We start from the raw sequence: 12,476 nt of genomic DNA, 5'->3' as shown, positions 1-12,476 counted from the left end.
GAGGCAGGTCCGCGATCACCGTGCGCGCAGCCTCTCCATCACCGGGGCGAACTCCTCCATGAAGGGCTCCATCACGGTCAGGTAGCTGAACCCGTACCGCTGCCGCTGCGCCCGCACCTTCGTGACGAGGTCCTCCAGGGGACCGACCAGCACGATGGGAAGGGCCAGCGGCTCCTCCACGGTCAGCTGCGACTCGTGCTTCAGCATCGGCGCGATCGCGGCCTCGGGATCGTCGGTGACGGCCACGAACTGCAGCAGCAGGTTCAGCTCGGCGGGTTCCGCCCGGTCCGCCGCGAACTCCCGGTAGCGGCCCACCCGCTCGTCCAGCTCGTTCGCCGTGAGCGGTCGCAGGGCCCCCGTCGTGCTTCCCGGTACCGGCCGTGCCCCGGTGAAACCGGCGATGTCCGCGTGCTCGGCGGTCAGCCGGAGCATCCGGTCGCCGTTCCCGCCGATCAGCAGGGGCACCCGGGACTGGGCCGGGCGGGGCAGGTGCTCCTCGGAGCCGAGCAGCCGCGCCACCTCCCCGGCCGTGCGCCGCAGATGGTCCACCCGTTCGCGCGCGGAGCCGTACGGCAGTCCGGCCGTGTCGTGCTCGGCCCGTACGTAGCCGGTGCCGAGGCCGAGTTCGAGCCGGCCGCCGGTGAGCGCGTCCGTCGTGGCCACCTCGCGGGCCAGCAGCGTCGGGTTCCAGAAACCGGCGTTGAGCACGAGCGTGCCGAGCCGTGGCCGCTCGGTCGCCTCGGCCGCCGCGACCAGCGCGGGGAACGGCGCCGGCAGGCCGAGGTGGTCGGGCAGGAGGATCACGTCATAGCCCAGCTCCTCGGCGCGACGGCACTTGGCCCGCCACTCGGCGCCCGGCGCCGTCGTGAACAGGATGACCCCGAAGCGGAACGGACGCGGCATGAACTCTCCTCGGTGACAAGCGACTTGAGCCTCGCCGTGATTCCATCACTCGTGCGCGATGGCCGCCAGTACGTTCATCCGGGACGCCCGCAGCGCGGGCAGCAGCGCCGCCACGATGCCCACCACCGCCGAACCGATCACCACCGCGACGATGGTGCCCCAGGGGACCGCCAGCGCCGTCATGCCCTGCAACGCCAGCACCCGCTGGGTGCACACACCCCACACCAGCCCCAGCGCCAGCCCCAGCACCGCGCCGAACACCGCGATCACCACCGACTCCAGCCGGATCATCCGGCGCAACTGCCGCCGCGCCAGACCGATCGCGCGCAGCAGACCGATCTCCCGGGTGCGCTCGACCACGGACAGGGCCAGGGTGTTGACCACGCCCAGAACGGCGATGACGATCGCCAGCCCCAGCAGCGCGTACACCAGGTACAGCAGGACCGCGATCTGGTCGTGGACCAGCTTCTTGTAGTCGGCCTGGTCGCGGACCTGCACCTGCGGGTACGGCTTCAGCGTCCGCTCCAGGTGCGCGCGCAGCCGGCCGGCGTCGGTGCCGGGAGCCCGGTTGACGTACAGCGCCGAGTCCTGGCCGCCGGGCAGGTACTTCTGCGCGGTGGCCAGGCCGAAGAACAGTCCGCCCTGCGTCCCGAACGCGCCGGAGCCGCCCTGGTCGGTGAGGGCGCCGACCGTCATCCGGGACGTCCGGCCGCCCGGGAACTCCACGGGGAGGGTGCTGCCCAGCCGCACACCGTGGTCCTTGGCGAAGTCCGCGTCCATGCCGAGGTGCCCGTCCGCCAGCGCCGCCGACGTGTCGCCGGCCCGGTAGGTGACATGGGCGACCTGGTCGAGCAGCGGGTCGGTGGCGGTGGCGGTCGTCGTGACCCGCTCGCCGTCCGGCAGCCGCAGCGCCACGGGCGCGAACCGCTGCCGTACCACGAGCCCCACGCCCTCGGTGCCGCGCACCTTGTCGGTGATCTCCCGGGTGAAGGGCAGGAAGTTGCCGCTCTGGACGGTGAAGTCGGCGCCGAGCGTCTTGTCGATGCGCTGGTCGAACGACTTCGACATGGAGGCGCTCGCCACCGACATCCCGCCGACCAGGGCCAGGCCCACCATCAGCGCGGCGGCGGTGGCGCCGGTACGGCGGGGGTTGCGCAGGGCGTTGCGCTGGCTCATCCGGCCGACCGGGCCGAACAGCGCGGGAAAGGCCGCGCCCAGCACCCGGATCACCGGACGGACCAGCAGCGGCCCGGCGATCACGGTCGCGATCAGCGAAAGGACGACCCCGAGGCCCAGCAGGGAGACCGCCGAGGCGGTCCTCGTCGCCGCCGCGCACCCGGCCAGGGCGGCCGCGCCGGCCGCCCCGACGACGCAGCCGACCACCGCCCGCACCTTCAACGGCTTGCCCACCCCGGCGACCTCGGCGTCCGCGAGCGCCGCCATCGGCGAGACGGTCGCCGCGCGCCGGGCGGGCAGGTACGCGGCGACGAAGGTGACGCCGACACCGACGGCGTAGGCCGCCACCGGCGTGGGCCAGCCGATGGCCATCTCGGTGGTCTTGAGGTTCATGCCGAACGCCGTCATCAGCCGGATCAGCCCGAACGCCAGACCGATCCCGGCCGCCAGTCCCAGCGTCGAGCCGACCAGTCCGAGCAGCACCGCCTCGGTCAGCACCGACCGCCGCACCTGCCGCCGGTCGGCGCCCAGCGCCCGCAGCAGGCCCAGTTCCCGGGTGCGCTGGGCGATCAGCATGGAGAAGGTGTTGACGATCAGGAAGACACCGACCAGGACGGCGATGCCCGCGAAGCCGAGCATCACGTACTTGATCACGTCGAGGAACCCGCCGAGGGCGGCGGCGGACGACTTGGCCTGCTCGCCGGCCGTCTTCAGGTCGTAGGAGCCGGTGCCGATCGCCTCGCCGACACGGTGCTTGAGCTGGGCGTCGGTCACGCCCTTGGCCGCGTCCACCGAGATGCTGGTGGCCCGGGCCGCCGAGCCGAGCAGTTCCCTGGCGGCGACCGCCGGGTCGAGGAAGACCAGGGCCGCGCCGGGGTTGGTGGTGGTGAAGGTGGCGATGCCGACGACCCGCACCCGGAACGTTCCTGGCTGCGCCTGCACCCTCAGCGGGTCCCCGATCCGCACGTGCTTCTTGCCTGCGGTGTCCGCGTCCAGCAGCGCCTCCCCGGCGCCGCGCGGCGCGTGCCCCGAGGTCAGTTTCACCGGGCTGCGGTGGGTGAGGTGCCAGTCGGTGGCGATGGTCGGGGCACCGGTGGTCGGGCCGACGGACCTGTCGTGGCCGTCCACCACCACGATGTTCTGCACGGACACGTCCGCGTGGGTCGCCGCCACCCCGTCGACCTTCGCGACCCGGCCGGCGAGCGCGGCCGGCACGGTCTGGACCGCGCCGGTCGGCACCGAGGACTTCAGGTCCTGCCTGGGCTCCACGGTCACATCGGCGGAGGTGGAGGCGAAGAGCCGGTCGAAGGTACGGGTGACGGTGTCGGAGAAGATCAGGCTGCCCGCGACGAACGCCACGGACAGCAGCACGGCCAGCGCGGACAGCATCAGCCGCCCCTTGTGCGCGAGGAAGCTCCTCAGTGTCGCCCTGAGCACCTCGGTCAGTCCTCCTCGGCGGCGGCGTCGCGGTCGAACGGTCCCCGCGGGACGTCGGAGCCGGGGGGCCGGGGGTTCCCCCCGGGAAAGAGGCGCATCCGCTCCAGTACGGCCTCTGCCGTGGGCCGCTCCATCTCGTCCACGATGCGCCCGTCGGCCAGGAAGAGCACCAGGTCGGAGTGGGCGGCGGCACCGGGGTCGTGGGTGACCATGACGACGGTCTGCCCGAGCGCGTCCACGGCCTCCCGCAGGAAACCCAGGACCTCCAGACCGGCCCGCGAGTCCAGGTTGCCGGTCGGCTCGTCGGCGAAGATCAGCTCGGGGCGGGAGGCCAGCGCCCGGGCACAGGCGACGCGCTGCTGCTGGCCGCCGGAGAGCTGGGCGGGCCGGTGCCGCAGCCGGTCCCGCAGCCCGAGCGTGTCGATGACCTGGTCCAGCCACTTCTCGTCGGGCCGCTTGCCCGCGATGTCCATGGGCAGGGTGATGTTCTCGGCCGCGTTCAGCGTCGGGATCAGGTTGAACGACTGGAACATGAAACCGATCCGGTCCCGTCTGAGCCTGGTCAGCTCCCGGTCCTTCAGGCCCGTGATCTCGGTGTCGCCGAGCCACACCTGGCCGGCCGACACGCTGTCGAGGCCGGCCAGGCAGTGCATCAGCGTGGACTTCCCGGAACCGGAGGGGCCCATGACGGCCGTGAACCGCCCGCGCGCGACGTCCACGTCCACCGAGTCCAGCGCGAGCACCGTCGTCTCGCCCGAGCCGTACGCCTTGGTCAGCCCGCGCGCGCGGGCCGCGACCCCGTCGCCCGGCGCCCGGCCGTGCGCGTGCTCCGCAGCAACTGTGGACAAGGCCGCCTCCTCGCTCACCCGACGTGCCGGCTTCCGTTCTCGTCCCTCCCGGCCGAGCGTAGTGTGAGCGGGCGCACACCCGGTATCCCCCGGCGCCCCGAGTCGCCTTTCCCACACGAGCCGTCCCTTGCCGTGCTAGCGCCCCGGCGCTAGCGTCGGAGTATGGCGAAGACCCAGCTGAACGTGCGCGTGGACGAGGACACCGCGAAGGCGGCCCGCGAACGCGCCCTGGAGCGCGGCATGAGCGTCAACCGCTACATAGAGGAACTGGTGAGACAGGACGCCGGGGAGGCGGGCCGGACCTTCGTCGAGGCCGCCGCGGACTTCATGAAGCAGTACGAGGCCGTTTTCGCGGAGGAAACCGGCGAGGCGCGCGGCTGATCCGTTGAGCGACCTCACGATCGACCTCGCCTGGCTGCTCATGCTCGCCGAACAGAAGACGCCCGGAGACCCCCAGGTCAGCGACTGGGGCGCCCTGGTCGCCGCCGTCGCCCGCCACCGGGCCGAGATCTTCGGCGTGCCCGTCTACGACACCCCGTACACCCGCGCCGCCGCCCTGCTGCAGCTGCTCATCCACGTACCGGCGCTGGAGCGCTCCAACGCCCTGTTCGCCTCGGCGGTCGCCTACGCCTATCTGGTCGCCAGCGGTCTGAAGATCGTCACCTCGCCCGAACAGGTGCGCGACCTGGCTCGTCTGGTGAAGAGCGGCGAGGCGACGGTCGACGAGATCGCCCGGGAACTGCGCCGCTGGAGCCTGTGACCCGCGGCGAACGGGATGTGCGGCCTGGTGCCGCAACAGGCAACGTTCGCCCCGTCGCGACGCCCGGCACGCGCCCCCGCCCGAACCGGCTTCGCGGCCTCGGGCGGGGGACCCCCTTCGCCGCGCCGGCCGAAAGTCCAAGTACGTCCAGTACGAGGCCTTCCGGCCGGCACTCCCCAAGCCTCCGGCCGGGGGACCCCCAGAGCACGCACCGGACGCCGCTCCTTGACGGGCAAACGTTGCCTGCCGCGGCACCAGGTCAGGCAGGCGCCGCCGGGTCGTCCGCGGCCGGGCGCCAGGCCGTGCCCAGGACGCAGTACGAGGTGGGCAGGGCCGGGCCGGTCTCCGGCATCAGCAGCCGGCGGTACGGGCCCAGCTCCAGCCCGGCCCCGCGCAGCGCGGCCACCGGCTCACGGGCGAGATGGCAGCCGCCGCTCAGCGCGGGCCACAGCGTCCGGTCCAGCGCCCGCTGGGTCAGGGTCATCGCGCGGCCACCGCCCCGCCCGTGCTCGAAGAACCGCACCTCACCGCCCGGGCGGAGCACCCGCCGTACCTCCGCGAGCGCCCGTGGCACGTCCCGCACGCTGCACAGCACGAGCGAGAGCACGGCCGCGTCGAAGGCCTCGCTCTTGACCGGCAGCGCCTCCGCCGCGGCCGGCACCACGTCGACCGGCACCGGGCAGCGCAGGGCGGCCTGCCGGGCCAGCCGCCTGAGCAACGGCTCCGGCTCGATCGCGACGACCTCCGAGACGGTGCCCGGATAGTGCGCGAAGTTCAGGCCGTTGCCCGCGCCGATCTCGATCACCCGCCCGGACAGCCCGCCGAGCAACCGCTCGCGCACGGCGGCCATGCCGAGCCGTGACTCGGCGCCGACGCTGAGCCGGGCGTAGCAGCGGGCGAACAGCGGATGGTGGACAGGGCCTCGGGCGGCCGTGCCGGACCGTGGTCGCATGGGCACCTCCCGGACGTCGGGTCTTCCCCGCCCCTGCTGGGATTGTCCCCCGCACGGCCCCGCCCCACCCGCCGCCGCCCCACCCGCCGTCGGCCTCCCCGCTCACCCGAGGAAGGCGCGCACCTGTTCGTAGACGCCGTGGTCGTTGTTCATGTTCTCGTGCGAGACGCAGCCGACGCCCACGTCGCTCGCCCCGCTCAGCTCCGCCGAGCTGTCCGGGTCGATGGCCGCGTCGCAGTTCGACCAGTAGGCGGCGTACGCCACGCTGCCCGGCGTCTCGTCACCGGAGTTCAGCGCCTTCAGGAACGAACTGTCCGTCTCCATCTCCTCGCACGAGGTGTACAGCCACCCGCACAGCGAGGCGACCGACGTGCCGTGGTTCACCCCGGCCGTCGACACGAAGTGGTCGACGTACGCCGTCCCGCCGAGGTTCTTGAGGTAGTACCGGCCGCTGAGCGCGCCCATCGAGTGGACCACCAGGTCGACCTTGGCGGCCCCGGTCTTCGCCAGCACGGTCTTGACCTCGGTGGCCAGTTGCCGCGCGGTGGTGGCGTTCGACTGAGTCCAGTCGTACGACCACGCGAACAGCTGCGAGGAGGAGTAGCCGTCGGCCTCGAAGTCCGCGACCCAGTCGTCCCAGGTGCTCGCCGAACTGCTGATCCCGTGCACGAACACGATCGGGTCGTGGCTCGCCGCGTGGGCCGGGGACGCGGTGAGCGGCAGGGACAGAAGGAGCGATGCGGTCATCGCCGACGCTGCCGTGGCGATGCGACGCTTGTGACGCTGCATGATGCCTCCTGAGACGAAGGGGGATGCCAGGAGTGTCGAAGGGGTCTACGCGCGCCGCATCGGTGAAGTCGCCAGTCTTTACGAGTCAACTAACCCGCCAGTAACGTCAATGGGGTGGTGACTCCGGCCAACCCCCCGCCGCGAAACCGCACCTCGCCACCGCCGCCCCCGCACGTGGCGCCGTCCCCGGATCCCCCGCTCCGGCCGGGCCCCCGCGCGCGCATCACCTTCCTCGCGTACGGCGATCCGCGCGCCGGCGCCGAACTCGCCCTGCGCCTGACCGCCCGGCAGGCCGCCGGCCTCGACCCGCTGCCCACCGAACCCGCCCTGCTTGCCCCGGAGTTGCTGCGCGCGCACCGCCAAGAGATCCGCGCGCTGCCGGACGACACCCGGCTGCTGCTGCTCCTCGCAGCCGCCGACCAGTACCCCGTCGCCACCCACGCCTTCCTGCGCGCGGTCGCCGCCGCCCGCCTCGACACCCGCCCGCTGGAGGCCGCCGAGGCCGCGGGCGTCGCGCACGCCGGGGCCGGCGGGGTGGTCTTCCGGGACCACTGGACGACGATCGCCGCGTACGAGGCGGGCTCCCCGGCCGACCGGCGCGACGTCCACCGGCTGCTCGCCCGGGTGCTCGGCGGCAGCGGCGAGACGGCCCGCCGCTCCTGGCACCGGGGAGCGGGCGCGCTCGGCCCCAGCGCACGGCTCGCGGCGGAACTGGGCACCGCCGCGCGGCGAGCCCGCACGGCAGGTCAGCCGGCGCTGGCCCGCGCGCTCGCCGAACGCGCCGCCGCGCTCTGCCCCGACCCGGGCGAAGCGGCCCGGCTGACGGCCCGTGCCGCCGCCGACGCCTGGCGGTCGGGGGAGTCCGACCGGTCCCGCCGACTGGCCGCCCGCACCGACGACCCCGCCCTGACCGGTCTGCTCGCCCTGCGCTGCGGCAACGCCTCGGAAGCCTTCGACGCCCTGCTCACGGCCGCGGTCCGGCAGGACCGCGACACCGACGCGGCCGAGTTGCTGGCGCTGGCCACCGAGGCCGCCGTCTACACCGGTGACCTGAGGCGGTGCCGGGAGGCACGGCTGGCCGCCCACTGGCGCGGCCTCGCCCCTCCCGGCGCCCTGCCCGGCCTGGCCGCCGCCGTCGAGGGCCGCTACCGGGACGCCCGCGATCTGCTCAGGGCGACCGCCGGCCGCTGCGGACCCGGCGGCGACCCCACCCTGCTGATCCACGCCGGCATCGCCGCCCTCATGCTCGGCGACCACACCCACGCGGCCACCGCCACCCTGCGCGCCGCCGCCTCCGCCCGCGCCCACGGCACCCCCGTCACCGCCGCGCAGGCCCTGGAGTTCCGCGCCTACGCCGACTTCTGGACCGGCCGCACCCATGCCGCCGAGGCCGCCGCCCGTGACGCGCTGGAGCAGGCGTACGCCACCGGACAGGACAACGGCGCCTGCCATCTGCGCGCCGCCCTCGCCATGTTCGCCGCGGTCACCGGCGACGAACACGCCTGCCGGGACCACGCCCGGGCGGCCCGCGCCCACGCCCTCGCGCACGGCCTCGGTCTGCCCGCCGCGCTCGCCCAGTGGGCGCTCGCCTTCCTGGACCTGGACGCCGGACGCTTTCCCGCGGCGGCGGCCCGGCTGCGCGCCCTGGCCTGTTCCGGCCCCGGCCACGGCCACCGGGCCATCCGGCACCTGGCCACCCCGCACTACGTCGAGGCGGCCGTCCGCACCGGCGACACCCGCGCGGCCCGCGCCGCCCTCGCCGACTACCACCGCTGGGCCGACGCCGTCCGCAGCCCCGACGACCTCGCTCTCAGCGCCCGCTGCCGGGCCCTGCTCGCACCCGGCGCCGAGGCCGTCGAGCACTACCGCACCGCGCTCGACCTGCACGCCCGGGGCACCCGTGACTTCGAACGCGCCCGCACCGAGCTGCTGTTCGCGAGTGCCCTGCGCCGGCTGCGCAGCCGTACCGAGGCCCGCGACCGGCTGCACAGCGCGCTGGAGGCCTTCGAGTCCTTCGGCGCCCCGCAGTGCGCGGCCCGGGCCCGGGCCGAACTGCGCGCCCTGGGCGCCCCGGCCGCCGCTCCCTCCGGCGCGGATCCGGCCGCTCTGCTGACCGCCCAGCAGCTGACGGTCGCCCGGATGGCGGCCGAGGGTGCCACCAACCGGGAGATAGCCGACCGCCTCGCCCTCAGCCCCCGCACCATCGACCACCATCTGCGCGGCGTCTTCGCCCGGCTGGGCATCCGCTCGCGCATCGAACTCGTACGCCTGCTCGCGGAGCGGGACTGAGGGTGCGTGGGAGGACCTGGGAGGGGCCGAGAGGACCTGAGGGCCCGGGACTCAGGGCGCCTCGCGCTCCCGGAACGCCTCCGCCTGCCATGTCCCGGCAAGGCGCGGCGCCAGCCAACCCGCCGCCGCCCTGCGGAAGTCGGCGGGCGGCAGCGCCCCGGCCCCCTCGGGCAGCGCGCCGAGCAGCGGGGCCGCGGCGACCTCGGGCAGATCGGCGACGTTGCACCGGGAGGCCAGGTCGGGGGAGCCGGGCCAGCTGCCGATCACCACCCCGAGCAGCTCCACGCCCCGGCCGCGCAGTTCGCGGGCCGTCAGCTCGGTGGTGTTCAGTGTGCCCAGCCCGGCCGAGGCGACCAGCAGTACCGGCGCGCCCAGCAGTCCGGCCGCGTCCGCGAGGGTGCCGCCCGCCGCGTCGAAGCGCACCAGCAGCCCGCCCGCGCCCTCGACCAGCACCAGATCGTGCTCGGCCGCCAGCTTGGCGGCGGCCTCCGCCACCTGCCGAGGACGCACCGGCTCCATGCCCGCCCGCCGCGCCGCCGTACCGGGCGCCAGCGGCTCGGGGTACCTGGCCAGTTCGGCCGTCGTCACCGGCCCGGCGAGCCGCGCCACCTCGTCGGCGTCCCCGCGCTCGTCGGGCCGTACGCCCGTCTGCGCGGCCTTCAGCACGGCCACCGACCTCCCGGCCGCCACCGCGGCGGCGGCGACCGCGGCGGTCGTCACCGTCTTGCCGACCTCCGTGCCCGTTCCCGTGATCACCAGTACCGGCATCTCATCCCTCCCGTGCCGCCGCGCACACCGCGCGCGCGATCCGTGCCACGTCCGCGTCCGAGGTGACGTACGGCGGCATCGTGTAGACCAGGTCGCGGAACGGCCGCAGCCACACGCCCTCCCGCACGGCCGCCCGGGTGGCCGCCGCCATGTCCACCTCGTGGTCGAGCTGGACGACCCCGATGGCGCCGAGCACCCGTACGTCCCGCACTCCCGGCATCTCCGCGGCCGCCGCCAGCCCGTCCCGCAGGCCCCTCTCGACGCGCCGGACCTCCGCGAGCCAGTCCTGGCCGAGGAGCAGCCCGATCGAGGCGCAGGCCACGGCCGCGGCCAGCGGGTTGCCCATGAAGGTGGGGCCGTGGGCCAGCACCGGCACCTCGCCCCGCGAGATGCCCTCGGCCACGCGCGGCGTGCACAGCGTCGCCGCCAGCGTCAGGTAACCGCCGGTCAGGGCCTTGCCCACGCACATCACGTCCGGCACCACGGCCGCGTGGTCCGCCGCGAACAGCGCGCCCGTGCGCCCGAAGCCGGTCGCGATCTCGTCGAACACCAGCAGCACGTCGTGCGCGTCGCACGCCTCGCGCAGCACCCGCAGATACTCGGGGGAGTGGAACCGCATCCCGCCCGCGCCCTGCACCACCGGCTCCACGATCACCGCGGCCAGGTCGTCGGCGTGCTCCTCGATCGCCGAGCGCAACCGCTCCGCGTACGCCTCCTCGTACCCGGCCGGCGGCGCGTCCACGAACACCTGGCGGGGCAGCACACCGCTCCACAGCTCGTGCATCCCGCCCTCGGGGTCGCACACGGACATGGGCTGCCAGGTGTCGCCGTGGTAGCCGCCCCGCCAGGTCAGCAGACGACGCTTGGTGCCCCGCCCCAGCGAACGCCAGTACTGCAGGCACATCTTCACCGCGACCTCGACCGACACCGAGCCGGAGTCGGCGAGGAAGACGTGCTCGAGACCTTCGGGCGACATGTCGACAAGGAGCTTCGTCAGCCGCACGGCGGGCTCGTGGGTGAGCCCGCCGAACATCACGTGGCTCATCCGCGCCAGCTGCCCGCGCGCCGCCTCGTTGAGCACGGGGTGGTTGTAGCCGTGGATCGCCGACCACCACGACGACATGCCGTCGACCAGCTCGCCCGCCCCGCCGGCCAGCCGCAGCCGCACCCCGCTCGCCGATTCCACGACGAGCGGCTCCTGCCGGCCGGGCATCGGGCCGTAGGGATGCCAGACGTGCTGCCGGTCCAGCGCCAGCAGCACGTCGACGGGCAGGTCAGGCATTGGGCGCGAGGTCCGTCCCGGCGCCGCGCCGGCGCACCGCGACCAGATCCGTACGGGGCTCGCCCGCCGGTGCGGCCTGCGCGGAACCGCACACACCGCCGCCCTCGTGGGAGCCGCAGCCGCCCGCCGCCCGGTGCTCCGGCAGGGTCACCTCGTCGGCGCCCTCCACCTCGAACCCGGCGTCCGCGATCATCTCCAGGTCGGCCTTGCCCGCCTGGCCCTCACTGGTCAGGTAGTCCCCGAGGAAGATCGAGTTGGCCAGGTGCAGGGCGAGGGGCTGCAGGGTGCGCAGATGGACCTCGCGGCCGCCCGCGATGCGGACCTCCACGTCCGGGCAGACGAACCGGACCATCGCCAGGATCCGCAGACAGCGCTGTGGGCTGAGGTGCCACTCCGCGGCGAGCGGGGTGCCCTCCATCGGGATCAGGAAGTTCACCGGCACCGAGTCCGGGTCCAGCTCGCGCAGCGAGAAGACGACGTCGACCAGGTCCTCGTCGCTCTCGCCCATGCCCGCGATCAGGCCGGAGCAGGGCGACAGACCCGCCGCGTGCGCCTTCTGCACCGTGTCCACCCGATCGGCGTACGTGTGCGTGGTCGTGATGTCCGCGTACGTCCCCTCGGACGTGTTGAGGTTGTGGTTGTACGCGTCCGCGCCCGCCTCGCGCAGCCGCTCGGCCTGGCCGTCGGAGAGCAGCCCGAGACAGGCACACACCTCGACGCCCTCGTTGCCCTCCTTGATGGCCTTGATGGTCTCGGAGACCCGGGCCACGTCCCGGTCCGTCGGACCGCGCCCGCTGGCCACCAGGCACACCCGCTTGGCGCCTCCGGCCAGGCCCGCGGCGGCGGCCTGGGTGGCCTCGTCGGGCTTGATCCAGGTGTACTTGAGGATGTCGGCCGTGGAGCCGAGCCGCTGGGAGCAGTACGAGCAGTCCTCCGGGCACAGGCCCGACTTGAGGTTGATCAGGTAGTTCAGTTTCACGCGCCGGCCGAACCAGTGCCGGCGCACCTTGCCGGCCGCGGCCACCACATCGAGCACGTCGTCGTCGGAGGTGGCCAGTACGGCGAGTGCTTCCTCGCGGGTCGGCAGCTCGCGCCGAAGCCCCTTGTCCACCAGCGTGTTCAGCAGGTCCATGAGGCCCGATCCTGTCCTACGCGAGCGCTCCGGGCCAAGGAGAGTTTGCACAACAGAGACGGTTCGACGTGTGGGTATTGCCACACAGTGGGTGGCCGTCCGTCCGGTTAGTGTCTGTCCGCTACCTACAAAGCCCCGGA

The 12,476-nt window shown here is 74.0% G+C and carries 11 protein-coding genes; 3 read left to right on the top strand and 8 right to left on the bottom strand.

The annotated features are described in order from the left end of the window. Window positions 1-15: 15 nt before the first annotated feature. Genes ACFYMM_RS32085 through ACFYMM_RS32075 form a run of 3 tightly spaced genes read right to left on the bottom strand, consistent with a single transcriptional unit; the run spans window position 16 to window position 4,364 of the window. Window positions 16-903: an LLM class F420-dependent oxidoreductase gene (locus ACFYMM_RS32085; RefSeq protein WP_388392932.1), complete on the bottom strand. Its 888-nt coding sequence runs from the start codon at window positions 901-903 to the stop codon at window positions 16-18. Window positions 904-948: 45 nt separating this feature from the next. Then, on the bottom strand, window positions 949-3,516 hold the full coding sequence (locus tag ACFYMM_RS32080) for an ABC transporter permease (protein WP_388392929.1): 2,568 nt from the start codon (window positions 3,514-3,516) through the stop codon (window positions 949-951). A 5-nt stretch (window positions 3,517-3,521) separates the two neighbouring features. Further along, window positions 3,522-4,364, bottom strand: a complete 843-nt coding sequence (locus tag ACFYMM_RS32075) for an ABC transporter ATP-binding protein (RefSeq protein WP_388392926.1) — start codon at window positions 4,362-4,364, stop codon at window positions 3,522-3,524. Between the two features lie 162 nt (window positions 4,365-4,526). Between ACFYMM_RS32075 and ACFYMM_RS32070 the strand changes: the two genes are divergently transcribed. Both ACFYMM_RS32070 and ACFYMM_RS32065 read left to right on the top strand, forming a co-directional pair. Beyond that, the gene (locus ACFYMM_RS32070) at window positions 4,527-4,745 is read left to right on the top strand and encodes a toxin-antitoxin system HicB family antitoxin (RefSeq protein ID WP_388392924.1); all 219 of its coding nucleotides are present in this window, start codon (window positions 4,527-4,529) and stop codon (window positions 4,743-4,745) included. Between the two features lie 4 nt (window positions 4,746-4,749). Further along, complete coding sequence (locus ACFYMM_RS32065; protein ID WP_388392922.1) at window positions 4,750-5,124, top strand: fic family toxin-antitoxin system, toxin component; 375 nt, start codon at window positions 4,750-4,752, stop codon at window positions 5,122-5,124. A 259-nt stretch (window positions 5,125-5,383) separates the two neighbouring features. Here ACFYMM_RS32065 and ACFYMM_RS32060 read toward each other — a convergent pair whose 3' ends face one another. Beyond that, entirely contained in the window at window positions 5,384-6,076 is a 693-nt protein-coding gene (locus ACFYMM_RS32060) for a class I SAM-dependent methyltransferase (RefSeq protein WP_388392919.1), read from the bottom strand. 102 nt (window positions 6,077-6,178) lie between these two features. Next, window positions 6,179-6,865, bottom strand: a complete 687-nt coding sequence (locus tag ACFYMM_RS32055; RefSeq protein WP_388392916.1) for an esterase/lipase family protein — start codon at window positions 6,863-6,865, stop codon at window positions 6,179-6,181. Between the two features lie 114 nt (window positions 6,866-6,979). On the opposite strand from ACFYMM_RS32055, the gene ACFYMM_RS32050 reads away from it, so the two are divergent. Next, window positions 6,980-9,154 carry a LuxR C-terminal-related transcriptional regulator gene (locus ACFYMM_RS32050; protein ID WP_388392914.1) on the top strand — a complete coding sequence of 725 codons (2,175 nt, stop codon included), beginning with the start codon at window positions 6,980-6,982 and terminating at the stop codon, window positions 9,152-9,154. A 51-nt stretch (window positions 9,155-9,205) separates the two neighbouring features. Here the strand turns inward: ACFYMM_RS32050 and bioD are convergent, their stop codons facing one another. Genes bioD through bioB form a run of 3 tightly spaced genes read right to left on the bottom strand, consistent with a single transcriptional unit; the run spans window position 9,206 to window position 12,336 of the window. After that, entirely contained in the window at window positions 9,206-9,922 is a 717-nt protein-coding gene (gene bioD / locus ACFYMM_RS32045) for a dethiobiotin synthase (RefSeq protein WP_388392911.1), read from the bottom strand. A 1-nt stretch (window position 9,923) separates the two neighbouring features. Further along, window positions 9,924-11,204: an adenosylmethionine--8-amino-7-oxononanoate transaminase gene (locus ACFYMM_RS32040; protein WP_388392908.1), complete on the bottom strand. Its 1,281-nt coding sequence runs from the start codon at window positions 11,202-11,204 to the stop codon at window positions 9,924-9,926. After that, window positions 11,197-12,336, bottom strand: coding sequence for a biotin synthase BioB (gene bioB, locus ACFYMM_RS32035; RefSeq protein ID WP_388392905.1), 1,140 nt, complete (start codon window positions 12,334-12,336; stop codon window positions 11,197-11,199). The genes ACFYMM_RS32040 and bioB overlap by 8 nt, the downstream gene beginning before the upstream one ends. Window positions 12,337-12,476 lie beyond the last annotated feature (140 nt).

It is taken from the genome of Streptomyces sp. NPDC006739, from assembly GCF_042869815.1.
In the GTDB taxonomy this organism is placed as follows: domain Bacteria; phylum Actinomycetota; class Actinomycetes; order Streptomycetales; family Streptomycetaceae; genus Streptomyces.
Note: the sequence above shows the minus strand (reverse complement) of the source record. Positions and strands in the feature narration are given on the sequence as shown.

Coding starts and splice junctions, on each gene's coding strand:
- ACFYMM_RS32085 (WP_388392932.1), bottom strand. CDS start 903: ATGCCGCGTCCGTTCCGCTTCGGGGTCATCCTGTTCACGACGGCGCCG.
- ACFYMM_RS32070 (WP_388392924.1), top strand. CDS start 4,527: ATGGCGAAGACCCAGCTGAACGTGCGCGTGGACGAGGACACCGCGAAG.
- ACFYMM_RS32060 (WP_388392919.1), bottom strand. CDS start 6,076: ATGCGACCACGGTCCGGCACGGCCGCCCGAGGCCCTGTCCACCATCCG.
- ACFYMM_RS32055 (WP_388392916.1), bottom strand. CDS start 6,865: ATGCAGCGTCACAAGCGTCGCATCGCCACGGCAGCGTCGGCGATGACC.
- bioD (WP_388392911.1), bottom strand. CDS start 9,922: ATGCCGGTACTGGTGATCACGGGAACGGGCACGGAGGTCGGCAAGACG.
- ACFYMM_RS32040 (WP_388392908.1), bottom strand. CDS start 11,204: ATGCCTGACCTGCCCGTCGACGTGCTGCTGGCGCTGGACCGGCAGCAC.
- bioB (WP_388392905.1), bottom strand. CDS start 12,336: ATGGACCTGCTGAACACGCTGGTGGACAAGGGGCTTCGGCGCGAGCTG.